This window comes from Austwickia chelonae, assembly GCF_003391095.1.
Taxonomy (GTDB): Bacteria; Actinomycetota; Actinomycetes; order Actinomycetales; family Dermatophilaceae; genus Austwickia; species Austwickia chelonae_A.
Window position 1 is genome coordinate 2,561,231 of record NZ_CP031447.1, and the last position, 25,841, is coordinate 2,587,071.

Here is a 25,841-nt window from a genome sequence, read left to right on the forward strand (position 1 = left end):
AGGGAGGTGAACGTTGACAGTCAGGCTTTGACAGTGCCGGTACGGGCGATGAACCGCCCCACCAGGTTGAGTATGAGCACCAGGAGGATGAGGGTCAGTGCTGCGGCCCAGGCCCGTTCGACGGCGGGAGCCAGCGCTTCCATCCTCTCCTGGTTGATCATCGTGGGCAGGGTCGCCATATTGCTCGCCAGCAGATCCATGTTGATGAACTTCGTGTACGGCCCGAGAACCAGCAGAGGTGCCGTCTCCCCCATCACCCGCGCCAGGCCGAGCAGTACACCGGTCACGATGCCACTGAACGCCGTCGGCAGGACCACCGACACGATGGTCTTCCATTTGGGGACGCCCAAGGCGTACGAAGCTTCCCTCAGCTCGTTCGGGACGAGCTTGAGCATCTCCTCGGTGGAACGGATCACCGTCGGGATCATCAGGAGCACCAGGGCCAGGGTCACCGCGAAGCCCACCCGTTGCAGGTCGAAGACGCCGACCCACATCGCGTAGATGAACAAGGCAGCGACGATGGAGGGCACACCGGTGAGGACATCGACCATGAAACTGACCGCCGTGGCGATCTTTCCCCGCCCGTACTCCACCAGATAGATCGCGACGAGCACCCCGACCGGCACCGAGATCGACGCCGTCACCAAAGCCTGCAACAAGGTTCCGATGATCGCGTGATAGGCGCCACCGCCGCGGATCGTGGAAACCAGACCAGCCTGGCTCCGGTTCCACCATCCTGCGTCCAGGAGCAGACCCAGCCCGTTGGACAGGACGGTGTAGACGATCCACAGCAAGGGCAGCACCGCCAGCACGAAGCAGAGGTACATCACCACCCTGGCTGTGACATCCCGGACGGTACGCGATCGCGAATGCCCACCGGCAAGACTCAGATCGACACTCTGCTCTATCCGGTCGGGAGTACCGGTCGTCGTGCTGGTGGTCATTCGACGAAGGCCTTCCTGCGGTTGATGACGATACGGGCCACCGCGTTGACGGCGAAGGTCAGCAGGAAGAGCACGAGCCCTGCTGCCATGTAGGCACCGGTCTTCTGCGCCGAGTCGAACTCGTGGGCATTGTTGGCGATCCGCGAGGCAAAGGTCTCCCCACCGCGGAAAATACTCCAGCTCCATGCCGAGTTCGGAGCCAGCGCAGACAGGATCATCATCACCGCGACGGTCTCGCCCAGCGCGCGCCCCAGGCCGAGCATGGAGGCGCTGATGACCCCAGGACGCCCGAAGGGCAGCACCGCGGTGCGGATCATCTCCCATTTGGTCGCGCCCAGAGCCAGCACGCCTTCCTTGTGTGCCAGAGGAGTCTGGTCGAAGACCTCCCGGGAAAGCGCCGTCACGATCGGCAGGATCATGATGGCCAGGACGAGGCTGACCACGAAGAGCGTGGAACCGCTGTCGACGGGATTCTCCGGGCTCTTCGCAAACAGTGGTATCCACCCCAAAGCGCTGTTCAGCAGGCCTTGAAGACCTGACCGTTCGATGAACGGCCCGAAGACCATGATTCCCCACAGCCCGTAGACGATGGAGGGTACGGCGGCGAGCAGGTCGATCAGTTGGCCGGCCGGGCGGGCGAACCGTCGGGGCGCGTACTGGGTGATGAACAGGGCGACGCCGACTCCCAAGGGAACGGCCACGCACATGGCCATGATCGACGTGATGACGGTCACCCACAACAGCGAGGCCACACCGAACCGAGGATGGTCACCGGCGGTGATCCACTCCGCGGAGGTCAGGAAGGATGTCTCGTTGCGGGCCAGCGAGGGTGCCGCCTGGCCCAGCAGGAAAACCCCGATGAGGGTGACCACGGCGACCACGAGCGCGCTGGCCCCCATGGCGGCACCGCGGAAGAGTCGATCGCCCCACCGACGGTGGCCGATGGAGCCGTCCAGGCCGACGGGCAAAGCCGCTTCCTGGGTCTGTGTCGTGTCAGGCATGCCTGGCATCCCCTGTCTCGCCGGTCGGTGCTCCTGCGCCGCGGCGGTCGTGCGGGAGGATCTGTCTCGGCGCCGGCCGGTGGCAAGACCTGCGCCGAGAACAGGTCGGTTACTGGATCGCGTCGACGGTGGTACGAACCTTCGTCAACACTTCCGTGGGCAAAGGCGCATATCCGCGACCCTCCAGGCTCTTCTGGACGGAATCGGAGGCGAAATGCTTCAGGAAAGAACGAACGTATGCGGCCTGGGCATTCTTCTCGTAATCCGAACAGACGACTTCATAGGTGACCAGGACGATCGGATAAGCACCCGGAGTCTTCGCCCCGAAATCGACCTTCAGTCGGAGATCGTTCCCTTCTCCTTCCTGTGTGGCAGCGGCGATGGCCTTACCGACGTTATCGCTCGTGAGTGCCACCGGCCCGGCGCCGTTGTCCACTTGGGCGAGTTTCAAGCCGTTGTCCTTGGCATAAGACAGTTCGACATAGGTGATCCCGCCGTCGCTGTCCTTCACCGCTTTCGCCACACCGGAGGACTTCTCCTTACCTTCGCCCTTACCTGTCCAGGTCTTGGCCGCTTCACCCCTCCATGCGGTGCCGGCCGCAGCTTTGAGGTACTTCGTGAAATTCTCGGTGGTCCCCGACTCGTCCGACCGGAAGAACACCCGGATCGGGGTGTTCGGCAGCGACGCGCCCTTGTTGACCTCCGCGATCGCCGGGTCGTTCCAGGCCGTGATCTCTCCCTGGAAGATCTTGGCCATCAGTTCCGGGGTCAGCACCAGGGAGTCGACGCCCTTGACGTTGTAGGACACGGCGATCGGTCCGGCCACCATCGGCACATGCCAGGCGGTGGACGAGCAACGTTTCTCCGCTGCCGCAGATTCTGCAGGTTTCAGCACCGAGTCGGTGCCCCCGAAATCGACCTGACCCGCATTGAAGTTCTTGATACCTGCACCGGATCCGGAAGGGTTGTAGTCGACCTGCGCGCCGGGGCAGGCGCCCCCATAACTGCTGATAGCCATGTCGATGGCATTCTTCTGGGCGGACGAACCTTCACCCTTCAGATTTCCTTGCTGACAATCAGCGATTTTCACGGAAGAACCTGCGGAGCCTCCTCCTGTGACAGCGCTGTTGTCATTGCTGCCGCAGGACGCCAAGGCGGCCACGCCGATGAGGGATATCGTCGAAACGAAAGCCCAACCTTGCATCTTCACGATGATCTGTACCTCTCCACTGCGGTCCGTGAGAAGGGCACACTGCCATTCCGTGCTCGACGCTAATAAGGACGAGTGTCCCAGCGTCATGCGTGTCGTGAACGGTAAGTGAACAGGTCACGCACGGACGGGATGGTGGATTCGACGAATGCATGACGTCCAGAGCCGGTGAATTTCCACCAGGTCAAACGAGATCGCTACGCCGCCAAGCCTTTGCGGACCACGCGAGGTCGTCGGACATCGTCAGGACGGCCGCCGCCGATGCGGCATGTCGGCTCCCGGGGTCCGTGACCGGCTCGGAACGGAGAGGTCCCCGTCCGGTCGAGATGTCGGGCTCCCGGGAGGCGCGCCCGGCAGCGACGATCCGGCAGAAAGCTGCTGCCCGTTCCAGAGCCACTGCGACATCAGCGGTGTAGACGCCACGCAGGATCGCGTCGGCGAGTTCCTTCATCTGCACCGGGCCAGGAGGGCTCCCCGCCCCGGCGATCGCGACGGACACATCGGCATGGCGCATCCCCTCGGCGAAATCCCCGCTGGCACCCACTGGGTCACGACGCACCCATTCCCGGATCACATACAGCCGCCACAAAGTTCCCGGCAGAGTACGCGCCGCGCATTCCGACCACAGCTGGGCCACCGTGTCCAGTCCCAACTCGTCGACCAGCCGGACCAGGCGTTCCGTCATCTCCGGATCGGTGGAAGCCCGGCCGGTACGCACCAGGATCGCCGCCGTCTCGTGCGCGATCTGCGAGATCACCGCTGGGTCCAGCCGATCTTGCGCGAAGGCGTCCATACTGCCTGGGTCGAGCAGAGCCGGACGCCGATGCCGACGCGCAGACGAAGACTCCGACATCATTCCGCCGTGCTCGGGCCCACGACGACGACCCCGTCCGGGGGCACGCTGATACACCCGTCCTCGTCGAGCGCCGTCGTGCAATCGGTGCTCAACAGGACGACCCGGCCGCGAGTCGACTCCAGATGCAGATCGGCTTCCACCGTCTCGACGCCGAGGTTGACCGCGATCCGGTGTTGCCCCCGCTCGACGACGAGCGTCCCGGTGCCCGGATCGAGATGGGTACGTACCTGTGAACGGTCAGGGTCCCGCAGGTCGGCCCGCGCACGACGCAGAGCGAGCAGAGCCCGGTACCACCGCAGAAGCACCCGATGATCACCCTCCTCGATCTCCGACCAGTCGAGGACCGAACCGTCCCGGGTGCTCGGCGACTGCGGATCCGGCACCTCGTCCCCGGACCACCCGTGCGCGGCGAACTCCCGCCGTCGCCCCTCGCGTACTGCGTCGGCCAGCCGCAGGTCGATGTGATCGGTGAAGTACTGCCAGGGGGTACTGGCCCCCCATTCCTCACCCATGAACAACATGGGGGTATAAGGGCTGGTCAGAAGCAATGCTGCGCCACACTGCAGCCGTCTGGTCGACAGGCTGTGAGCGTGCCGGTCGCCGGTGGCCCGGTTGCCGACCTGGTCGTGGTTCTCCAGGAAGACGACGAAGCGCCAGCCTTCCACCTCGGTGGGCACCGGGCGTCCGTGGCGACGGCCACGGAAGGTGGACCAGGTATCAGCATGGTGGAAGGGGGATCCCAAGAGTGCCGCCATCACCGGCAGCTCGGCGAAATCACAGTAGTAACCCTGGTCCTCACCGGTCAGCACGGCATGCCAGCCGTGATGGACGTCATCGGCCCACTGGCCGTCCATACCGAGCCCGCCCTGTTCCCGGGGCTGCACCGTGCGTGGGTCGTTCCGGTCGGTCTCGGCCACGAGCCACCGCCGGTGCGAGGTCCGTTCCGACAGATCCGCGACAGCTGCCGAGAGCTCTTCCAGGATCGGCACCGCCCGATGGTCGTGCAGTTCGTGGACCGCGTCCAGGCGCAGACCGTCCAGATGGAAGTCGTCCAGCCAGGCCAGGGCATTACCGATGAGAAAGGCGCGTACCGGGTCCGAGTCAGGACCGTCCAGGTTGACTGCGGCCCCCCACGGGGTGTGATGCCGGTCGGTGAAATAGGGGCCGAAGGCGTGCGCATAAGCGCCATCCGGGCCGAGGTGATTGTGCACCACGTCGAGGCCGACGCCGAGGCCCCGGGCATGGCAGGCGTCAACGAAACGGTGTAGCCCCGCAGGGCCCCCGTAGGGTTCGTGCACCGACCACAGGGCGACACCGTCGTATCCCCACCCGTGTGTCCCGGGGAAAGAGGCCACCGGCATCACCTCGACCACGTCGACACCCAGGTCGACGAGGTGGTCGAGGCGTTCGATCGCCGCGTCGAAGGTCCCCTCCGGGGTGAAGGTGCCGATGTGCATCTCGTAGAGCACCGAGCCAGCAAGGGGGACACCGGCCCAGTCGTCGTCGTGCCAGACGAAATCGGTGGTATCGACCACGGCTGCCAAGCCGTGCGGTCCCTCGGGCAGTCGTCGAGCCGTCGGGCTGGGGAAGACCGGTCCACCGTCGATGCGATAGCCGTAGCGGTCACCGGGTTCAGCCTCGACCCGTGTCTGCCACCACCCGTCGTCGGCCGGAGCCATCTCGTGTTCCGCGCCGTTCAGAACGAGAACCATCGACTGTTCCGCTGTGGGCGCCCACTCCCGGAACTCCCGCAGCCCGTCCTCACCCGGCGGCCCGGGCTCAGCCGGGAGCGCCCGTACCGGAAACCGGGAGGCCTCGAGGACCGTTTGGTCGTCGGAGTGCTCGCTCATGTCACCCTTCGTGGAAGTTCGTGATGGTCAGATGATCGCAGCCGCTGTTCAGCGCTGCAGAAGGACAGCGACAGGTAGCTCGTCGAACAGCCCGGCCACCCGGGTCTGCCCGCCGTCGATGGCACGTCCGGTCAATACATCCTGCCAGGGGCCCTCGGGCAGCACGACGGTGCTGTCCGACCAGCCGCCGCTTGCCGCAAGAGCAGCCGGTGCCCTGGTGACCAGGGTCACCAGTCTGGCACGCTGCGCCAGCCCCAAGGCTCCGGTGATCCGTCCGACATTCGACTCCCGAACCAGCCCCACCAGGTGCTCATTCGTCGTCGACAACGGGTGGTAGCTCCCTTGGAGGAAGAGTTCGCTCTCCTCTCGGCGGAGCGCCATCAACCGGGAAGTCACCAACAGTTTCTCCGCGTCGAGTCGGTCGGGCTGCATGTCCGGCAGGCCGGTGATCCCCTGCGTAGCCAGCCGTTCCAGGAGAGCAGCCCTCCGGTCGTAGTCGATCGGGCGACGGTTGTCCGGATCGACCAGGGAGAGGTCGACCACCTCACACCCCTGGTAACAGTCGGGGACGCCGGGCAAGGTCAGCTGTAAGGCCTTCGCTCCGAGAACAGTGGCCCTGATCGCCTCCGCCTGACGAGAGACCGCTTCGTCGATGGCGTCGTGCAGTCGGCCGTCGACCCGGACCTGTTCCACGAAGGCGAGCACGCGCTGCTCATAAGCCTCATCGCCGTCCACCCAGGCGGTGTGCTCCTTGGCCTCGCGCAAGGCCTTCAACAGGTAGCCCGACATCCGTTCCGGTTCGATGTACCCCACGCCGAGCAGAGTCTGCCAGAGCAGGTGCGCCGTGGGCAGGTCGATCCCGAAGTCCTCGGCCTGTTCACGCGCCAGCCGGGAACAGAGCGACCAGGCCTGCGGGTCACCGGCCACAGCCAGCAACCGGGCGCGGACGTCCTCGCTGCGCTTGGTGTCATGCGTGGACAACGAGGTCATCCCGTGCGGCCAGTGCTCTGCCTGGTAACGCGCCCACCGGTGCAGGTCCTCCACGGAGGCCGTTTCCAGGGCTTCGGGGTCACCACCCACCTCGTTCAAGGCGATGAGCCGATGCCACCGGTAGAAGGTCGTGTCCTCGATCCCCTTGGCCATCACCGGCCCCCACGTCTGCTGCAGGCGAACCGCGAAATCCAGGGCATTGGCATCGCTGTCATCGGCCACAGTCAGCGGCACCAGGGCGCGCAACTCTGCCTCCAGATCCGGGCGCGCTCCGATGGCCCGGGTGAACGCGTCGGTGAGTCGCTCCCGCGCAGCTGAGGAGAGTCTTCCGTCCGCCCGGACATAGGCGCGGTACACCTCGCCGGCGACGAGCAGTTCGATGACGGCCTCCCGGAGCCTTTCGGGGTCGTTCTCCGGAAGAGCTTCCCGGGCCCGCCGCACCAATCGTTCGACCTCTGGGGTCAGCGCCTGGTCGACGACCTGCCGTTTCGCGGAGATCGTCGCCTGGGCAAGGGTGGCATCGCCACCGGCGAGCTCCCATTCCTGGATCAGCACCGGGGCATTTCCGGTGTCGACCAGTGCCGCGGATATCGCGCGCATGGCGTCATAGCCGGTGGTCCCGTCACAAGCCCAGCTGCCAGGAAGATGCTCGTCCTTCTCCAGGATCTTCTCCACGACGAGATAGGTGCCCCTGGTGGCGGCGCGGCGCAGTTGGTCGAGATAACCGGTGGGATCGGCCAGGCCGTCAGGATGATCGATCCGGAAGCCGTCGATCAGACCGGCATGGTTGAGTTCGAGCAGCAGACGATGTGTCTCCTCGAAGACTTCAGGCAGCTCGACCCGGACGGCGATCAGACCGTCGACCTCGAAGAAACGACGGTAGTTCAGGCTGTCGTCCTTGTCCCGCCAGCTGGTCAGCCGGTAATGCTGGCGGTCGAGGATCGCCCGCACCGCCGTGGGGTCGGTGTCACCCGATTCGGCATTGCCCTCTGTGCCCAAGGCCACGGGAAGAACATGGTCGTAATAACGCAGCACGGGCACGTCGTGCCCGGTGACCGGATCAGGCATCCGGTCCAGGACGACCTCTCCCGCAGCAAGAGTTGCGTCGAGATCCCCTCCGAGAAACGGCAGCCCGACCCGTCCGCCGCCGGCCTTCCAATCGATGTCGAACCACTCGGCGGTACGGGCGTCCCGGCCGTCACGAAGGAGCTCCCACAACGGGGTGTTGGCGCTCTCGGGGGCGACGAAGGCCATGTGGTTCGGGACCACGTCGACGATGATGCCCAGCCCGTGTTCCCGGGCCAGCGCAGCCAGTTCCTCGAAGCCTGCACGGCCACCGAGTTCGTCGTCGATCCGGGAGTGGTCGACGACGTCGTAACCGTGCATGGATCCCCCGACCGAGGCCAGGACCGGTGACAGGTACAGATGACTCACGCCCAGACGCGCGAGATAAGGGACGATGCGAGCCGCGTCGGCGAAACCGAAGTCACGGTGCAGCTGGAGTCGATATGTTCCGGTCACCGGCATGTGGTGGAAGAACTCCTGATCGAGGGGCACGGGCCCCTCATTGTCTCAGCCCCGCTTCTCCCCGGCATCCGAAAGGCCTTCTCCAGCAAGCTCCGTGATATCCCACACGAACTCAATGGCTGAAAGGCCGCCCGCTGCGCCCGAAGCCCGCTCCACTCCGGTGCGTCGAGCACCGGTCGCTTCGAGGAAGCGGATCACCCGGTGACGGTCCGAAAGGATATCGGTGTAGGTCCGGCTGATCCGCTCGGACGAGGCCCAATGCATCATGCCCTCGACGAGCGGGCCGCTCAGCGACAACCACTCCGAATCGTCGTCGATCCGGTCGATGTACGACTCCCGCAGGTAAGCGATGCGCTCCCCCAGGTCCTCCTCGATGAAGGCCGTGGCCATCGCCTGCCAGCAGCCGTCCGTGGACTCCACCGCAAGAGTGATTCCCTCGCCATTGGCCCCGGACATGCGCCGCTGCCAGTCCTCACGCGTCCACTCTTCGGGGTCCTCACCGTGGGTCGGGGGGAACTCGTCAGGTCGGTGGCGGAACATACGCAGCCACAATTGCCGGTACTTCTCCCAGTCGTCCGGTGTTGCACGGACCAAGCGCGGTGCGGGCATGTCGTGACCATACCTCCCCGGAGGCACCGCCAAAACTCATGGCACGCATTTCCCTGCAAAAGGTGGATCTTCTGGGGGGAAAAGAGACCAGCGAACGCCTAAGCGCGCGCGAGATCCGTTGCTCGAATAATGAGTTCGCCAGCCTCATCGCTGCCCTCCAGGTCGACCTCGGCGTAGATCCGCCAGTCGCGATCGCCTTCAGGATCGTCGAGGATCTGTTCGACCAACCAGCGTCCAGGCTCGCTCTCGGTGTCGACCCTCAGCAGAGCCGGTCCCCGAGCATCCGGACCGATCCCGACCACCTCGTCCAGCTCCTGCCCCGAATAGTCCTCCAGCAGCTCCTCGGCGGCATCCGCCCAGTCGTCGGCGTCGAACAGGTCCCCATTCGGCCCCGAACGGGCGCTCTCCGCGTCCAGCGCGGCAAGAGCCCCGTACTGTCCCCGGGCCAGCAGTTCCACCCGACGCCACATCGCCGAACGCACCAAGACCCGGAAAGCCCGCTCGTTCGCGGTGATCGGGCGCGGCCCGGTCACCGATCCGGGACGGACCGGGGCGTCCTCGTCCCGTTCCGGGTCGGTCAGCGCCTCCCACTCGTCGATCAGCGAGGAGTCGGTCTGTCGAACGACCTCACCGAGCCAGGTGATGACGTCCTCCAACTCCTCGGTCTTGGCACTGTCCGGGATCGTCTGGCGCAGCGCGCGATAGGCATCGGTCAGATAACGCAGCACCAACCCCTCGGAGCGAGTCATCTGATAGAAGGCCACGAACTCGCCGAAGGTCATGGCCCGTTCGAACAGGTCACGGACCACCGACTTCGGCGACAGGTCGTCCTCATCGAGCCAGGGATGGGACTGACGGTAGGTCGCGAAGGCCCCGCTGAGGAGTTCCTGCAAAGGCTTGGGCCATTCGACCTCCTCCAGCAGCTCCATCCGTTCCTCGTACTCGATGCCGTCGGCCTTCATCTCGGCGACGGCCTCGCCACGCGCCTTGAACTGCTGGGCGTAGAGCAGCCCCCGGGGGTCGTCCAAGGTGGATTCCACGATGGAGACCATGTCGAGGGCGTACGTGGAGCTCTCCGGGTCGAGCAACTCGAAAGCTGCCAGCGCGAAGGTCGACAACGGTTGGTTCAAGGCGAAGTGCCGTTGCAGGTCCATCACCACCCGCAGGGTGCGTCCGCTCTCGTCGGGTTCGGGGAGCCGCTCCACCACACCGGCCTGGAGCAAGGAACGCAGGATGTCGATGGCCCGGCGTTGCAGACGGATCTGCTGCCTGCGCGGCTCGTGGTTGTCGGTGAGGAGACGACGCATCGCGAAGACCGGGTCGCCCGGACGTTGGATGACATTGAGCACCATCGCGTGGGAGACCCGCATCCGGGGGACCAGCGGTTCGGGCTCTGCGCCGACCAGACGGGTGAAGGTCTCCTCGCCGTAGTTGACGAAACCCTCCGGGGGTTTCTTCCGCTGGACCTTACGTTGTTTCTTCGGGTCGTCCCCGGCCTTGAGCAGCGCCCGATGGTTGTCGATCACATGGTCGGGAGCTTGCACGACGACCGACCCGCTGGTGTCGAAGCCTGCGCGCCCGGCCCGCCCCGCGATCTGGTGGAACTCCCTCGATTTGAGCAGCCGTTGACGGGAGCCGTCGAATTTCGACATTCCGGTGAGGACCACCGTGCGGATGGGCACGTTGATCCCCACTCCCAGGGTGTCCGTACCGCAGATGACCTTCAACAGGCCTGCCTGCGCCAGGGTCTCCACCAGCCGGCGATATTTGGGCAGCATGCCCGCGTGATGCACGCCGATACCGTGCTTGACCAGTCTCGACAGCTGCTGACCGAAGCCCTTCCCGAAGCGGAAGGCCCCGATCGTTTCCAGGATGGCGTCCTTCTCGGCGCGGCTGGTCACATTCAGACTCATCAACGCCTGGGCCCGTTCGAGTGCCGCAGCCTGGGTGAAATGCACCACGTAGGTGGGTGTCTGCCGGGTGGTGACCAATTCTTCCAAGGTCTCGTGCAGCGGGGTCAGCGCGTAGGAGAAGGTCAACGGGACCGGCCTGGGCGCATCGGCGACCACTGCGGTCTCTCGGCCGGTGCGCGCGGTCAGATCCTTCCGGAAGAAGGTGACATCGCCCAGAGTGGCACTCATCAGCAGGAACTGGGCTTGGGGAAGTTCGAGCAGCGGCACCTGCCAGGCCCAGCCCCGGTCAGGTTCTGAATAGAAGTGGAATTCGTCCATGACGATGATCCCCACCGGCAGATCTCGCCCCTCTCGCAGGGCCAGGTTCGCCAGGATCTCCGCGGTACAGCAGATGATCGGAGCAGATCCGTTGACCGAGGCGTCACCGGTGACCATGCCGACGTTGTCGGCTCCGAACTGCTCGCACAGGTCGAAGAACTTCTCGCTGACCAGGGCTTTGATGGGTGCCGTGTAGTAGGTGCGCTGCTCTGTCTGGTCGTACCGGGCCAGGCTGAAGAAGTGCGCACCGGTCGCGACCAGTGACTTGCCCGACCCGGTCGGGGTCGCCAGGATCACATTGCTGCCGGTGACCAGCTCCAGCAGCGCCTCCTCCTGATGCGGGTAAGGGGTGAGCCCCCGAGCGTCGACCCAATCGGTGAAGGCGGCGAAGACGTCGTCGGGCTGAGGTCCGCTCGCGCTGTCGACTCCGGGCAGGCCGTCGATCCGGTCGTTGAGATTCATCATCGTGGTCCATCCTCTCAGCCCGGACGGGCCGGGAAGACGGACGATACCGGCCGGTAAAACCCGGTCACCGCCCCGGGCTGAGCAGCGCGGCCCGGTCGATGCCGTCCGTGCCGGTCACCGTGGCTGCGATCTGCCCCCACCAGTTGATCTTCGCCATCGACTTCACCCGCACCCCCGCAGGCAACCCAGGAAGACGCACCGACCGCAGACCCCCCAGAGGCGACCACACAGCCCACCCCTCACCTGCCCGACCCAACACCACCCCGTGATCATTCACATCCACCGGCGAAAAACCCGATGGCAACGACCCAGGTGCACGACGAACATCCCAACGCACGCCGACGGTCTCCGTCGCCGCGACGATGCTCCGGCCGTTCGGGGAGACCGCGACCGAGTTCACCGAACCGGCACCGGCGGGCAGCGGGAGCGGGGTCGCGATGAAACCTTCCGTCACGAAGGCTCCGGCCTGTGCCGACCCATGAGTGTCCAACAACTGACCGACGACGGTGCCATCTGCGGCGATGTCCGTCCCCACCACCGGCCAGGAACGGGCCTGCACGTCGAGTAGACGGATCCCCGAGCGAACGGTGGCAGTCGTCTCCTCACCGTTCTCGGCGTAGACCCGTTCGCGGAGCAAGGCTTCACCCCGGTCGCTCACGGCTACAGGCACCACTGCACCCGACCAGTAGGGCTTCTCGTGGATGACTCGCGGGTCGGAGGCAACCGAGGACCAGACGGACACAGCGGTGAACGGGGCCTGCCCTCCTGGATAAGTACAGCGTCCTTCGCCGACAACGGCACCCGACGTGGCGATCCCTATCGGGCGGTCTGCGTACGCCCGACTGACCGGACCGCATCCGGTGGCTTTCTGGGAGAGCATCCTGCGTCGCCCGAAGACGTCTCCGACGAAATCCTTCCGATCAGTGGCCTCTGGCCCCTGCCGGGCCAGGATCCGGCCCAGAGAGTCCACGTCGACACCTTCGAAAGCGCCCTCGCCCGCCGGACTCGGTTGAACGACGGCGCGATAGTCCACCGTCCCCGTCACCTCGGCATTCGGCGTCCGCTCGACGGATTGCGCCTGGGCGGGCGGCAAGGGTGCGACGAGTGCGCAGGCCACGAGAACTACCCATGCAGGCTTGTTCGTTCCGGTCATCGTCCTCACCGCCCCGGGCTGAGCAGCGCGGCCCGGTCGATGCCGTCCGTGCCGGTCACCGTGGCTGCGATCTGCCCCCACCAGTTGATCTTCGCCATCGACTTCACCCGCACCCCCGCAGGCAACCCAGGAAGACGCACCGACCGCAGACCCCCCAGAGGCGACCACACAGCCCACCCCTCACCTGCCCGACCCAACACCACCCCGTGATCATTCACATCCACCGGCGAAAAACCCGATGGCAACGACCCAGGTGCACGACGAACATCCCAACGCACGGCGTGGGGTCCGAACCCGCCGACGATCCACCGGGCATTCGGAGAGACTGCGACGGCCCCGGCGTCCGCGCTGGGGCTCTCCACCCCCGGCGGCGCGACCAGGGGGACAGCGGTACTTCCCCGGGTCGCGAAGGGAACTCCTCGTTCTGGGAAGGTCTCGGTGACCAGTCGGCCGACTACGGTGCCGTCCTCGGCGAGGTCATTGCCGATCACGCTCCAGGCCTTTCCTCGGGCGTCGACCAGCCGGGTACCTCCCCGTTCGGTGACCCGGTCCATCGGCTCGAGAGTGACCCCTTCGAGCCGGATCAGGACCTCCCCTGCCGTGTTCGTCGCCACCACCGTCAACGGGCCACCCATCACAAGACCGTGTTGGGTGAGGGCGGGAGCTGCCTTCGCTGAGGACCAGCGGGTGATCGCCCAGTTACCTGCGCGCGGGTGGTAGATGGTGCATTGCCCTTCGCCGACGACCTGACCCCGGGCGTCGATGAAGCGTGCACGCCCTGCGTCTGGCCAGAGTTCCTGGGCGCAGCCAGTGGCCTCGCGACTCAGCCAGGTCGTCCTTCCGAAAGAGTCGCCGATGAAGTCCTGGCGGTCGTGAGGTAGCTGGCTGGCGACCAGCTGCCCCAGGTCGTTCACATCCATGCCCTCGTAGGCGCCGTTCGCCGCGGGGGTCTGGAAGATCATTGCGCGGTAACTGATCTCGCGGGACACCTGTCCGGAGAACACTTCAGACGATCCGGCGGATGCTCCTTGAGCAGGCGGAGTTCCCACCCCGACGGCGAGAGCCGCGGCCGCGGCGAGCGCGGAGACGAGCAGGGTCGGACGAATTTTCCTCATGAGCGGATTCCCCCTCCGCGCGAGTGACGGGCCATCCCCCGGCCCCTACGTCGGAGAACGTTACTCCGGCAAAGGCACCGTGGGTAGGGGGCTTCCGGGTGAGGAGGAGTCCTCAGCCGATCAGGCGGAGAAGACGATGGTGGTGGAGCCGCGCATCATCACCCGGTCCTCGATGTGGGCGCGCACGGCAGAGGCCAGGACACGCCGTTCGATGTCACGTCCCTTGCGGACCAGGGTCTCCGGCCCGTCGCGGTGGGTCACCGGCGCGACGTCCTGGGCGATGATCGGGCCCTCGTCGAGGTCGGCGGTGACGTAGTGGGCGGTGGCTCCGATGAGTTTCACCCCGCGCTCGTAGGCCTGGTGGTAAGGCTTGGCGCCTTTGAACCCGGGCAGGAAGCTGTGGTGGATGTTGATGCATCGTCCGGACAGGGCGGCGGCGAACTCCTCGGAGAGGATCTGCATGTACCGGGCGAGGACGACCAGGTCGACCTGTTCTCCTTCGATGATGCGCAGGATCTGCGCTTCCTGCTCGGGTTTGGTCTCCTTGGTGACCGGCAGGTGGTGGAAGGGGATGTCGCCGAGGTCGCCGTAGGTCTCTCGAGGGTGGTTGCTGACGATGCCGACCACTTCCATGGCGAGTTCACCGATACGTACCCGGTAGAGCAGGTCGGCCAGGCAGTGGTCGGTCTTGGAGGCCAGTAGGAGGACTCGTTGGCGGCGTCCGGAGGCCCGGAACTTCCATTCGGCGCCCAGTGAGGAGAGCACCGGGGACAGCGCGGTGCGGAAGCCTTCCTCGCCCAGGTCGGCGCGCACCGGGGTGAAGGTCATCCGCGCGAAGAAGCGGCCGGTGCGACGGTCGTCGAACTGTTGCCCGTCGGTGATGTCGCAACCCAGCTGGGTGAGGGTGGTGGTGACGGCGGCGACGATGCCGGGGTGGTTCTCGCAGGAGAAGGTCAGGATGTACGCGGTCACGGGGCCAGCCTTCGCAGGGGACGATGTCGGTCACGGAAGAAAGATCAGGGCGGAAGATTAACGTCTGCCGTCGGTGTCCGCTCTGGGAGTTCATGCCGCTCACTGGGCGGGTTCACATGGCGGATGTCCTTTCCCGGCGGGTTCAGACGAGGAAACGGTAGGCGGGGCTGTCGGCGGGGATTCGCTCGGCGACCATCCGGGAGGCAGCCATTCGTCCGAGGAGTCCGTCGAGGTCGTCGGGGTTGCCCAGCTCGATACCGACCAGCGCCGGGCCGGTCTCCCGGTTGGATCGTTTGACGTATTCGAAGAGCGCGATGTCGTCGTCGGGGCCCAGGACGTCCTCGACGAAACGACGCAGCGCACCGGGCTCCTGGGGGAAGTTCACCAGGAAGTAGTGCTTGCGTCCTTCGTCGATCAGGGATCTCTCCAGCACTTCGGCGTAGCGGGAGACGTCGTTGTTCCCTCCGGAGAGGACGACGACGATGCGGCTTCCTGGGGTGATGTCGATCTGATCGAGCAGCGCCGCCGAGGCGAGTGCCCCCGCAGGCTCGGCGATGATGCCTTCGGTCTGGTAGAGCTCGAGCATCTCGGTGCAGATCCGCCCTTCGGTGACGGCGACCAGGTCGACGTCCAATGAACGGGTCGCCGCGTAGGTGAGATCACCGACCCTGCGGACGGCGGCGCCGTCGACGAAGGTCTCCAGGTCGGCGAGGGTGATGGGCCCGTCGGCGTCGAAGGCGGCGCGCATGGAGGCGGCTCCGGCAGGTTCGGCGCCGATGACGGTGACCCCAGGGTGTCGGCGGCGGAGCCAGGTGGCGCAGCCGGCGAGCATCCCGCCACCGCCCACGGGGACGACGAGCAGGTCGGGCGGGCCGCCGAGTTGTTGGACAACCTCGACGGCGAGGGTGCCTTGCCCGGCGATGGTGTCGGTGTGGTCGAAGGCCGGGACGAGGACGGCGCCGCTGTCGCGGGCGTCGGTGCGGGCTGCGGCGTAGGCGTCGTCGTAGGCGTCGCCGCCGACGATGAGGTCGATCTTCCCAGCGCCGATGGCGCAGATCCGGTCTCGCTTCTGCCGGGGTGTGGTCCGGGGGACGTAGATCCGGCCGTGGAGCCCCAGTTCGGCGCAGGCGAAGGCGACGCCCTGGGCGTGGTTCCCTGCGCTGGCGCAGACGACTCCTCGGGCGTGTTCGGCCGGGTCGAGTTGGGCGATCAGGTTGTAGGCGCCACGAACCTTGTAACTGCGGACGGGTTGGAGGTCTTCGCGTTTGACCCAGACCTCTGCTCCGGTGCGCTCGCTCAGCCGAGAGCTGTGCATGAGTGGGGTTTCGTGCACGATGCCGCGCAGGCGCACATAGGCTGCTTCGACGTCCAGGGCGGTGGGCAGCTGCATCGTCATTCAGTCATTATTCCCCAGGCATCCCCGCGAAAGCGACCACGATCCGGGATGATGATCTCATTTTTCTAAGTGAATCGGCGGAATCCTCGATGTCGGGAGCTCCTCAGAGTGTTTTCTTCGGGGGTCGTGGACACAGCACCCTTGCGCGTGCCCTACTCTGGACCGGTGCACTCTCGATCCGAGAGGGTTCTGAGTGCACAGGTACGTGTCCTCCGATGCGTACGGGCCTTTAGCTCAGTTGGCAGAGCAGCGGACTTTTAATCCGAAGCGCGCGGGTTCGAGCCCCGCAGGGCCCACTCACTTTCTTCGCCTGAGCCGCTTTGCCTTCTCGTCCTCCTTCGACATCTCAGCAGAGGCGGGACCCGCCCTTTCGGCCAGGGGCCGACTCACAGGGGCCGAACAAGCCGCAGCACACTCCCGACTAAGCTGCCTGACAGACGCCACACCCGTTCCAGCGCAACGACTGTCGCTTCGAAGAAGGTGCCGCACCGTGTTCACCTCACTGGCTCAGCACACCGAACTCCTCCTCTTCCTGGTCGTCGGTCTCGGAGCCGCCGTCGGCCGGATACGGGTCCGCGGGATCGCCCTGGGATCAGCAGCCGTCCTCTTCGTCGGCATCGCCATCGCGGCCTGGGGACGCTCGGCCGGAACCACCCTGGAGATCCCCACCTCCATCGGCCACATCGGCCTGGCACTCTTCGCCTTCTGCGTCGGCATCTCCTCCGGGCCGAACTTCTTCCACACCATGCGATCCTCCGGAAAAGTCGTCCTCGGTGTCGTCCTCTCCCTTGTCGTCGGAGCTGTCGTCGCCGTCGGGCTCGGCCCCGTCTTCGGTCTCACCCGGGAACAAGCCGTCGGCACCTTCGCCGGCGCCCTGACCAACACGCCGGCACTCGCCGCCGCCGGCGACTCCTCCCAAGCGACCGTCGGATACTCGATCGCCTACCTCTTCGGCGTCATCGGCATGCTCGCCGTCTCCAACCTGGCCCTGCGACGCCGGCACAACGACCCCGATACCCCCGTCGAACTGATCCGCACCGACATCCGCGTCGAGCGGGAGGACCAGCCCCATGTCCGGGACGTCGAAGAAGACCACGCCAACCAGATCAGCATCACCCGGGTCCGCCACGAGGAGAGCGGACCTACCAGGGTCGCCAACGCCCGCACTCCTCTACAACGCAATGACGTGGTCACCGTGGTCGGGCCGCCCGAGTACGTGCACAAAGTGGTCACCGCGCTCGGCCACGAGTCCTCGCACCGGCTCGAGCTGGACCGTCGTGAACTGGACTTCCGCCGGATCACCGTCTCCGACCCGGCCGTCTGCGGACGCAGCCTGCGCAGACTCGACCTGGAAGGCCGCTTCTCCGGGGTGATCTCTCGGGTACGTCGCGGCGATGTCGACATCCTCGGACATCCCGACCTGGTATTGCAGCTCGGCGACCGCATCCGCGTCGTCGCTCCCCGCGAACGACTCGCCGACATCGCTGCTTTCTTCGGGGACTCCTCCCGCGGGCTCACCGACATCAATCCCGTCGCGGTCGGGCTGGGCATGGCTTTCGGGATCGCACTCGGGTCGATTCCGATCCCCTTGCCCGGCGGGTCCACCTTCACCCTCGGACCGGCTCTGGGCGCGCTACTGGTCGGCCTGGTGCTGGGCCGGATCGGCCGAATCGGATCGGTGGTGACGATGCTGCCTTTCACCGCCAGCGCCGTGATCGCCGAGCTGGGGCTCCTCCTCTTCCTCGCCCAAGCAGGCACGCGTGCCGGAGGACAGATCAGCGTCGCCTTCACTTCCGGTTCCTGGCTGGGAATGGTCCTCCTGGGGGCACTCATCACCCTGTCGACGGGGATGACGGCCTATCTCTTCCAACGCCGCGTCGTCCGAATGGGTGGCACTCGTCTCGCGGGGCTCCTGGCAGGCCTCCAGACCCAACCGGCGCTGCTCGGTTATGCGAACACCCAGACCGGCCAGGACTTCCGGGTCTCCGCCGGATACGCCATGGCCTATCCCACCGCGATGGTCGTCAAGATCCTGCTGGCGAGCCTGATCGCGCTGCCCTGAGTACGTCACGCCCCTCCTGGGCGGTGGTGCCGCCAGGAGATTCACTCGCGCACACGACGGATCTCCTGGGCCAGGGCGGGGTTCACGATCTCGAGTTCGCCTTCAATCCGGTCGAGGACCTCCGGTGGCTTGTTCTGGCTGAGTTTTGCCCGGGCCTCGAACCGGGTGACCCGCACCCGTAGGCCTACCGTGCCTTGTGCTGTTCGGCGGGTGCCTTTCTCATCGTCCGAGAGGCTTCGCCCACCGGGACGTCCCCCCTCGAAATGGTCGGTCAGCCGGCAGAGCATGGCGTAGTTCTCCTCGGCGGAGAGGATCTCCGGCACCCCGTAGAGGTGAGCGGTCACATGGTCCCAGGTGGGCACGATGTCTCCGGGTTCGTACCAGCTCGAGGAGACGTAGTCGTGCGGTCCTTGGACGATGATCAGCATCTCGTGCTGCCCCAGCTCGTGGGTCTCCTCGTCCGGTCGACCGAAATGGCTGACGAGGTGGATCTCTTCGCTGACGTCCTCCTCCAGCAGGACCGGATAGTGGGAGGCCACCAGACCGCGGGTGGTGCAGGAGACGAAGGTCGCCCACGGATGTTCACGGATCAGCCGCTTCACCTCGGTCGGGTCGGTGACCACATAACGTGGGGTGTGCCGCATGACGATCCGTTCCCTTCCTGCCCGGCGGGCGGCCGACGCCGGTGCCGACCTGTTCGTCCGACCGGTCTATCAGACGGCACCTCTCCTCAGATGGGTTTTCGCATCACGCCTTCCACATGCTGGAGAACCACAACGCGAGCGGAAGGGCAGCAGCAGCGGCCATGAGCGTGGAGAGCAGGGCATTCCAGGTCTGCTCGGTGGCGAAAGCACAGATGACCACTGAGACCGCGGTGAAGGCGATGATCCAGACGAAGCGCGCCCCCTCCAGCTGTGGATGACGGATCGATTTTGAGTAGAAGGAGATCCACGTCAGCGCGATGACGGCACAGATCACGGCGGACATCCCCGCAGGCAGAGCCCCTCGACCGGCGAGGAAGACCGCCCCGGAGGCGCCCAGGAGGGAGAGGCCGGCGAGGCACACCTCAGCCGGCGACGGCCCCCTTTCCGGAGCTATCACACCCATCACTGCTTTACCCATGACAGATTCCCGCCTCTCTGGTCCTGACCCGCACTCACTGCGAGTAGGCCTTTTGTACTGTCTTTTCCCCGAACCGTCGGCAGCGACACACCGGGGATCCGGGTTCCTCCTTACCCCTGGGAGAGGTCGGTCAACCCTCGGTGACCCCGCCGAGCGCAGAAAGCGCCCCAGCCCCCTTCACCGAGACAACATATCCCCCTAAAGTGCGCATATCACCCGACGGTGCCCGACCGTCACGCATCCTCCTGGAGGAAAGCATGAGCACTGCGCAGCAGCCCGGCCGGCCGATCTGGCTCGATCTGATGACCGATGACGTCGAGGGCGCGAAGAAGTTCTACGGCGAACTCTTCAGCTGGTCGTTCACCGACCAGGGCGAAGACTTCGGGCACTACCAGATCATCAGTTGCGGTGATCATCTCGTCGGTGGCCTGATGTCCTCGTACATGGGCCTGGACGGCCCTACCGAGGAGCCCACCGGGCCCACCACGTGGACGATCTACCTGCGCACGGTCGACCTCGATGCCGCGCTCTCCCGCACCGGCGCCAGCGGAGCGAAGGTCGTCTTCGGCCCGATGACCGTGGCCGACCACGGCCGCCAGGCGATGGTGGTCGACCCCGCCGGGGCACATCTGGGGCTGTGGGAGCCCCACCGGATGGAAGGTTTCTCCCTACCGCTCACCCCGGGAACTCCGGTGTGGTTCGAAACACTCAGCACCGACCTCGACAAGGTGATCCCTTTCTACCGGGACGCCTTGAGCTGGAATATCTCCTGGATGGAGACCCCGCCCGGCGAGGACTTCCGCTATGTCACCAATGGCGCAGGCGAAGAGGCCTGCGCCGGGATCTGCGATGCCTCCGCCATGCTGTCCCCGGAGGTCCCTTCACACTGGCGGGTCTACTTCGGATGCGCCGACGCCGACGAGACCGTCCGGCGGGTCGCCGAACTGGGCGGAGAAGTGCAATCGCCGCCGCAGGACTCGCCCCATGGTCGGTTCGCTCAGGTGACGGACCCCCAGGGCGCGGTCTTCATGATCAATGCCTGACCCTTCCCGGGACGAACTGCCTGAACATCGTTCAAGGCCAGAGTTACCCTGAACGATGTGAGCACCCGCCCCGTCATCGCCTGGCCACCGATCGGCGCCTCCACCGCCGAGGTCGTCGCCGATCTGGACGTCCTCCACCGCGCTCTCGACGGCTCCGGGCCCGCCATCGCCACCGCAGGCATCATCGACCCGGAACGGACTCCGACGGTGCCTGCCCAGGCCGCCGTGGTCATCGGGACCTCCGGAACCACCGGCACCCCCAAACCTGCGCTCCTGCCCGCCTCCGCCCTGCGGATGGGACGCACCGGGGTCCACGACGTCGGCGGCGGACCCGGACAATGGATGCTCGCCGTCCCCCCGTCCCACATCACCGGGCTGTGCGTCATCCTGCGTTCCCTCCACGCCGGCTTCCGGCCCGTCCCCCTACCAGCGGGCCATTTCGACGCAGCCCGGTTCGTGGCGGCCACCCGCGAACTCGACCCCCGCGCAGACAGGCACTACACCACCCTCGTCCCGACCCAGCTACGCCGCGTCATGGCCAGCGCCGAAGGCCTCGCCGCCGCACGGGAGTACACCCGCATCCTCGTCGGCGCCGCCCCGCTCCCGCCTGCCGACCGTGAAGCCGCCGAAGCCCACGGCATCCGCATCCTGGAGGGGTACGGACTCAGCGAGACCGCAGGCGGCTGCGTCTACGACGGGCTGCCTCTCCCCGGCGCCCACCTCCACCTCGACCCGCTCCCAGCGAACGACGACATCGGAAGAACAACCCAGCAGAAGGCCAGCGGACGGATCGTCCTCGGCGGGGACATGGTGGCCCTGGGCTATCTCGACCGCCCCGAACACGACGCCGAATTCACCACCGACCAGACCGGGATGCGCTGGTTCCGCACCCACGACCACGGACAGCTCGACTCCGACGGACGGCTGCGGGTCCTCGGACGACTCGACGACCTCATCAACACCGGAGGGCTCAAAGTCGCGCCCACGGTCGTCGAGGACGCAGTGGCCCGAATCAAACCTCCAGGCCTCCGCGACGTCCTCGCCGTGGGCATCCCCGACCCCGAATGGGGCGAGGCCGTAGCTCTCCTCGTCGCCGCATCCCCCGGAGAGAACACCCCCTCCCACGGCGAACTCCGCGCCGCACTGGCCGACCACCTACCGGCCCATGCGCTGCCGAAGGTCGTCGTTGAGGTCGAGGCCATCCCGACCACCGGCCCGGGCAAACCCGACCGGGCACAGGCCCGCCGTTGGCTGGCCTCAGGCGCCCTCAGCCTCTGATCTCCTGCAGCACCTGGACTGCCCATTCCATCTCCTCGACGCTGTGCGAGGCATGAGCGGTCAGACGTAGCCACGAGCCGCCGTCCGGAGTCGACGGAGGACGGAAACAGCCGATCCGAAGACCCCGTCGTGCAGCCCGTTCCACCGCCTCCACCGCCTCCTGCGGCCCTGGCATCGGAGAGGAAAGCACCCCACCTGCCGGAGCCGGCACGCCCAAGGCCTCCGCCACTACGGCAGCGTTCCCCCGGCAACGCCCCGGCAGCCCTGGCTCCTCACGCAGCACCTGAAGTGCGCCTAGAGCGGCGCCAGCAGCCGCGGGCGCCAAGCCGGTGTCGTAGATGAAGGGTCGAGCCGTGTTCACCAGATGCTCACGGACCGCCGTGTGGCCAGCGACCAGACCACCTTGAGCAGCCAAGGACTTGGACAACGTCCCGGACAGGACGACGTGATCGTGCCCGGCCAACCCCGCCGCCGCCAAGGCCCCTTCGCCGTGCTCTCCGACGACGCCCAGGCCATGCGCCTCGTCCACCAGGAGTGCAGCCCCGTGCTCGGCGGTGATCTCCACGAGTTCGGCCAATGGTGCGGCATCCCCGTAGACGGAGTACACCGACTCGACGACGACCAAGGCATGAGGCAGCACGCGCTCGGCGAGCAGCTCACGGACATGTCCTGGGTCGTTGTGCCTGCTGATGACGACCTGGCCACGGGACAACCGACAACCGTCGACCAACGAAGCGTGCACATGGGCATCGGAGACGATCAGCGTCTCCCGATCGGCGAGCGCGGTGACCGCCGCGAGATTGGCGTGATATCCGGTGGAGAACACCAGAGCCGAGGGCGCTCCGGTCAGGACGGCCAGTTCGTCCTCCAGCTGCTGGTGCAGCGGGCAGGTCCCGGTGACGACCCGGGAGGCTCCGGCACCACCGCCGTAGCTTTGGGCGGCGGCCACGGCCTGTTCCACGACCTGGGGGTGGTCGAGCAGGCCCAGATAGTCATTTCCGGCCAGGTCGAGCCGGAGCTGGGTCTGCGGAACCCTCGTCGCCCGGCACAGACCGAGCCGGGTGCGTTCCTGAGCGGCGGTGTTCAGACGGTCGAGGAGAGAGCTGTGTGAGGTCGACACAGGTCCATCCTGCCGGTCGCTGCGCACGCTGTGGCGGACGGGGCGTCACGGATCTCGTAGCGCCCCGGCCGGCCGAGTTATTCCTGGAAGATCGACATCCGTCCGATGCGGTCGAAGGCCTCGTCGATGCGTTGCTCGTCGACGGTCATCGCCAGGCGCAGATGTCCTTCGCCGCAGTCGCCGAAAGCCACCCCGGGGAGAGTCAGCACATGTGCTTCCTCGAGGATGCGGTCGGCGACCTCGACGCTGCTCAGCCCGGTGGCGGAGATGTCGACCCACAGGTAGATGCTGCCTTGGGGTTCCAGGCAGGTCATCCGGGAAGTGCCGCGCACCCGCCGGTAGGCGTGCATCACGCGGGAACGGTAATGCTCCCGGATGGGTGGCTGGATCTCGTGGCGCAGTCGGAGGGCGTGCAGGGCTGCGCGTTGGGAGACCGAAGGCGCGGTGAAGACGGCGTTCTCGTTGACGTCCTTCATCACTCGGGCGATCTCCGCGGGGGCAAGCGCGTAGCCGAGCCGCCATCCGGTCATCACGAAGTCCTTGGACATCGAGTTGAGGGTGATGGTGCGTTCGGCTGTGCCGGGGATCGTGACGAAGGGGCGGAAGGGCTCCTGGTAGCTGAAGACCGTGTAGATCTCGTCGGCGATCACCACGAGGTCGTGGCGTTCGGCGATCTCGGCGATGGCTTCTTCGGTCTCCCGGGTGAGGCAGGCCCCGGTCGGGTTGGAGGGGGTGTTGAGGATGATCGCGCGGGTGCGTTCGGTGATCGCCGCTTCCAGCGCCTGCGGCTGCACTTGGTAGCCGTCCTTGGCGGAGGTCTCCAGGATCACGGGGACGCCTCTGGCGAGGCGGACCTGGTGAGGGTAGGGGGTGAAGTAGGGGGCGACGACGACGACCTCGTCCCCGTCGTCGAGGATCGCTTCCAGGGCCAGCCACATACCGTGGCAGGCCGAGGTGGTCACCATCACTCCGGCGGGGTCGTGACGGTGGCCGTATTCCTCCTCGTAGAAGCGGAGGATCTCGGCGCGCAGCTCGGGGTCGCCGTAGGTGTCGGTGTAGTGGGTGTGACCGGCGTGGGCATCGGCTGCTGCCGCGTCGATGATGCGCGGGTCGGTGGTCAGCTCGGGGTCGCCCAGGCTGAAGTTGATGATGTCGTCGAATCGGCGGGCCCGTTCGACGGAGCTGCTCATCGGGGTCGAGGGGACGCCGCTGTAACGCGACGAGATGAAACGTTCACTCACTGGTCAAGCCTCGGTCTTCGCAGGTGCATTGTCCTTCGCGATCTCGTCGACCCTCAGGTTCGGCGTGATCTTGTTGCGGTCGGTCACCGTGAAGACGGTGTAGACGACCAGGCCGATGGCCATGCCGACCATGATCGGGTAGTTGCCACCGATGGCCCACTTGACGCCTTCTTCTGCCCCGAAGATCATGGCAGCTTTCCCGGATTCACCGAAGATCATGGAGCCGGCGACACCGCAGAAGCTCAACCCGAGCGAGATGAGCCCCGCCTTCGGGCTGACCTTGCGCAGGAAGAAGGTGGCGATGACCGGGATGAACACGCATCCGGAGAGGAAGCCGTAGGCGAGGTCGAGCGCGCCGAAGATGTTCTCGATGACCATGGCCAGACCGATCACGACCAGTCCGATGACGAAGGCGATCCCCCGGTTGATCCAGATGTCGCCGGCGTCACCTTCGTGCTCGCGTTCAATGGCAGAGGTGCTCAGGGCTTCGCGGTCGTCGGCAGCTGCGGCGACTGCGGCGTCGCGTTCATGACGGACGAAGCGCAGGAAGATGTCGTTGTAGACCACGGTCGAACAGGCCAGGATCGTCCCGGAGGCCACGGACATGGCAGCGGCCATCGCTGCGGCCAGCAGCAGGCCCGCCAGTCCTTGGGGCAGGAACATCATGACGCCCTCGGAGAACGCTTGCCCGGTCTGTTTCTTGCCCAGCTGCGTTCCGGCAGCGAGGACGGCCATGCCGAGGAGCACGGCGGCCAGGCCGTAAGCGATGGAGTAGACCCCGGCGATGATCGTCCCCGTACGGGCGATCTTCTCGTTGCGGGCGGTGAACATGCGCTGCCAGATGTCCTGGCCGATCACCAGGCCGGGCACGTAGAGCAGCACCCAGTAGAGGGTGCCGTCGAAGCCGAGCGCGAAGGGGTCCCAGTGGGAGGCCGGAAGCTTCTCCATCATTCCGGAGAGGCCACCGACCTTCGGGCTGGCCAGGACGAAGATCGGCACCAGGATCATGATGCCCAAGGTCTTGATCACGAATTGCACGATGTCGGTCAAGGTGACCGCCCACATGCCGCCGAGGAAGGTGTAGAAGACCACCACCGAACCGCCGACCAACATGGCGACCTTGAGATCCCAGCTGAAGATACCGGCCAGGATGTCACCGATGGCGATGACCTGGACGACGGTCAGCGCAACCGTGTAGATGATCGTGAGCAGCGCGCCCAGGACGCGTGCGTAAACGCCGTAGTTGCGTTCGATCACTTCATTGATCGACAACGCCCGCATCCGGGAGAGCTTCGAGGTGATGAGCAGACCCAGCATGATGAGCCCAAGGCCCAGGCTGCCACCGATCCACAGGCCGGCGATGCCCGCTTCATAGCCCTTCTTGGCGCCGCCGACGGTGACCGCGCCCCCGACAGCCATCGCCGCCATGCATCCGAAGAAGAGCGGGAAGCCCAATCGTCGTCCGGCGAGGAGGTAATCGTCGCGTCCTCGGGCGATCGTCACCGAGTAGAGACCGATTCCGAGCATCGCCAGTCCGTAGACCGCGATGACCACATAGTCCAAGGGCGCCAAGCTCATGGCCGCTCCTGCCAACCTTGCCCGACCACCGGATTCACCGGGGTGGGTCCGTCGTCCGCGATATCTGTCGCGCGTCCG

General features: G+C 66.1%; 20 protein-coding genes and 1 tRNA gene. 4 read left to right on the forward strand and 17 right to left on the reverse strand.

The window, feature by feature from the left end:
- Window positions 1-20 precede the first annotated feature (20 nt).
- The 12 genes from pstA to ilvA form a co-directional block, all read right to left on the reverse strand.
- Window positions 21-944 (reverse strand): phosphate ABC transporter permease PstA, encoded by a 924-nt coding sequence (gene pstA, locus DX923_RS11290; RefSeq protein WP_116114989.1) that lies wholly within the window; start codon window positions 942-944, stop codon window positions 21-23.
- Window positions 941-1,945 (reverse strand): phosphate ABC transporter permease subunit PstC, encoded by a 1,005-nt coding sequence (gene pstC / locus DX923_RS11295; RefSeq protein ID WP_116114991.1) that lies wholly within the window; start codon window positions 1,943-1,945, stop codon window positions 941-943. The genes pstA and pstC overlap by 4 nt, the downstream gene beginning before the upstream one ends.
- Window positions 1,946-2,054: 109 nt before the next feature.
- The gene (gene pstS, locus DX923_RS11300; RefSeq protein WP_346218086.1) at window positions 2,055-3,035 is read right to left on the reverse strand and encodes a phosphate ABC transporter substrate-binding protein PstS; all 981 of its coding nucleotides are present in this window, start codon (window positions 3,033-3,035) and stop codon (window positions 2,055-2,057) included.
- A 304-nt stretch (window positions 3,036-3,339) separates the two neighbouring features.
- Window positions 3,340-4,008, reverse strand: a complete 669-nt coding sequence (locus DX923_RS11305; protein ID WP_240322610.1) for a hypothetical protein — start codon at window positions 4,006-4,008, stop codon at window positions 3,340-3,342.
- Window positions 4,008-5,861 (reverse strand): malto-oligosyltrehalose trehalohydrolase, encoded by a 1,854-nt coding sequence (gene treZ / locus DX923_RS11310; protein WP_116114995.1) that lies wholly within the window; start codon window positions 5,859-5,861, stop codon window positions 4,008-4,010. Before treZ ends, DX923_RS11305 begins: the two co-directional genes overlap by 1 nt.
- Before the next feature lie 48 nt (window positions 5,862-5,909).
- Window positions 5,910-8,408 carry a malto-oligosyltrehalose synthase gene (gene treY / locus DX923_RS11315; RefSeq protein ID WP_240322611.1) on the reverse strand — a complete coding sequence of 833 codons (2,499 nt, stop codon included), beginning with the start codon at window positions 8,406-8,408 and terminating at the stop codon, window positions 5,910-5,912.
- A gap of 15 nt (window positions 8,409-8,423) precedes the next feature.
- Window positions 8,424-8,987: a hypothetical protein gene (locus DX923_RS11320; protein WP_116114997.1), complete on the reverse strand. Its 564-nt coding sequence runs from the start codon at window positions 8,985-8,987 to the stop codon at window positions 8,424-8,426.
- A 98-nt stretch (window positions 8,988-9,085) separates the two neighbouring features.
- Window positions 9,086-11,680, reverse strand: a complete 2,595-nt coding sequence (locus DX923_RS11325) for a DEAD/DEAH box helicase (protein WP_162873124.1) — start codon at window positions 11,678-11,680, stop codon at window positions 9,086-9,088.
- A 67-nt stretch (window positions 11,681-11,747) separates the two neighbouring features.
- A complete protein-coding gene (locus DX923_RS11330; protein ID WP_116115000.1) occupies window positions 11,748-12,836 on the reverse strand; it encodes a hypothetical protein in 1,089 nt (362 codons plus the stop codon).
- Window positions 12,837-12,841: 5 nt separating this feature from the next.
- Window positions 12,842-13,951 carry a hypothetical protein gene (locus DX923_RS11335; RefSeq protein WP_116115002.1) on the reverse strand — a complete coding sequence of 370 codons (1,110 nt, stop codon included), beginning with the start codon at window positions 13,949-13,951 and terminating at the stop codon, window positions 12,842-12,844.
- A 120-nt stretch (window positions 13,952-14,071) separates the two neighbouring features.
- A complete protein-coding gene (purU, locus tag DX923_RS11340) occupies window positions 14,072-14,923 on the reverse strand; it encodes a formyltetrahydrofolate deformylase (protein ID WP_116115004.1) in 852 nt (283 codons plus the stop codon).
- Window positions 14,924-15,065: 142 nt separating this feature from the next.
- The gene (ilvA, locus tag DX923_RS11345) at window positions 15,066-16,319 is read right to left on the reverse strand and encodes a threonine ammonia-lyase IlvA (protein ID WP_116115005.1); all 1,254 of its coding nucleotides are present in this window, start codon (window positions 16,317-16,319) and stop codon (window positions 15,066-15,068) included.
- 223 nt (window positions 16,320-16,542) lie between these two features.
- On the opposite strand from ilvA, the gene DX923_RS11350 reads away from it, so the two are divergent.
- Together DX923_RS11350 and DX923_RS11355 are read left to right on the forward strand one after the other, a co-directional pair.
- Window positions 16,543-16,615: transfer RNA gene (locus DX923_RS11350), tRNA-Lys, on the forward strand.
- A 194-nt stretch (window positions 16,616-16,809) separates the two neighbouring features.
- The gene (locus DX923_RS11355) at window positions 16,810-18,381 is read left to right on the forward strand and encodes an aspartate:alanine exchanger family transporter (protein WP_116115007.1); all 1,572 of its coding nucleotides are present in this window, start codon (window positions 16,810-16,812) and stop codon (window positions 18,379-18,381) included.
- 41 nt (window positions 18,382-18,422) lie between these two features.
- Here DX923_RS11355 and DX923_RS11360 read toward each other — a convergent pair whose 3' ends face one another.
- Both DX923_RS11360 and DX923_RS11365 read right to left on the reverse strand, forming a co-directional pair.
- Window positions 18,423-19,025, reverse strand: coding sequence for an FMN-binding negative transcriptional regulator (locus DX923_RS11360; protein ID WP_116115008.1), 603 nt, complete (start codon window positions 19,023-19,025; stop codon window positions 18,423-18,425).
- A 103-nt stretch (window positions 19,026-19,128) separates the two neighbouring features.
- A complete protein-coding gene (locus DX923_RS11365) occupies window positions 19,129-19,503 on the reverse strand; it encodes a hypothetical protein (protein WP_116115010.1) in 375 nt (124 codons plus the stop codon).
- A 257-nt stretch (window positions 19,504-19,760) separates the two neighbouring features.
- On the opposite strand from DX923_RS11365, the gene DX923_RS11370 reads away from it, so the two are divergent.
- Both DX923_RS11370 and DX923_RS11375 read left to right on the forward strand, forming a co-directional pair.
- Complete coding sequence (locus tag DX923_RS11370) at window positions 19,761-20,546, forward strand: VOC family protein (RefSeq protein ID WP_116115012.1); 786 nt, start codon at window positions 19,761-19,763, stop codon at window positions 20,544-20,546.
- A 57-nt stretch (window positions 20,547-20,603) separates the two neighbouring features.
- Window positions 20,604-21,824: an AMP-binding protein gene (locus DX923_RS11375; protein WP_116115013.1), complete on the forward strand. Its 1,221-nt coding sequence runs from the start codon at window positions 20,604-20,606 to the stop codon at window positions 21,822-21,824.
- Here the strand turns inward: DX923_RS11375 and DX923_RS11380 are convergent.
- The 3 genes from DX923_RS11380 to DX923_RS11390 form a co-directional block, all read right to left on the reverse strand.
- The gene (locus tag DX923_RS11380) at window positions 21,814-22,944 is read right to left on the reverse strand and encodes an 8-amino-7-oxononanoate synthase (protein WP_116115015.1); all 1,131 of its coding nucleotides are present in this window, start codon (window positions 22,942-22,944) and stop codon (window positions 21,814-21,816) included. The two genes, DX923_RS11375 and DX923_RS11380, sit on opposite strands and share 11 nt — an antisense overlap.
- A 77-nt stretch (window positions 22,945-23,021) precedes the next feature.
- The gene (locus DX923_RS11385; RefSeq protein ID WP_116115017.1) at window positions 23,022-24,185 is read right to left on the reverse strand and encodes an aminotransferase class I/II-fold pyridoxal phosphate-dependent enzyme; all 1,164 of its coding nucleotides are present in this window, start codon (window positions 24,183-24,185) and stop codon (window positions 23,022-23,024) included.
- Window positions 24,186-24,188: 3 nt separating this feature from the next.
- Complete coding sequence (locus DX923_RS11390; RefSeq protein WP_116115019.1) at window positions 24,189-25,763, reverse strand: sodium:solute symporter family transporter; 1,575 nt, start codon at window positions 25,761-25,763, stop codon at window positions 24,189-24,191.
- Window positions 25,764-25,841 lie beyond the last annotated feature (78 nt).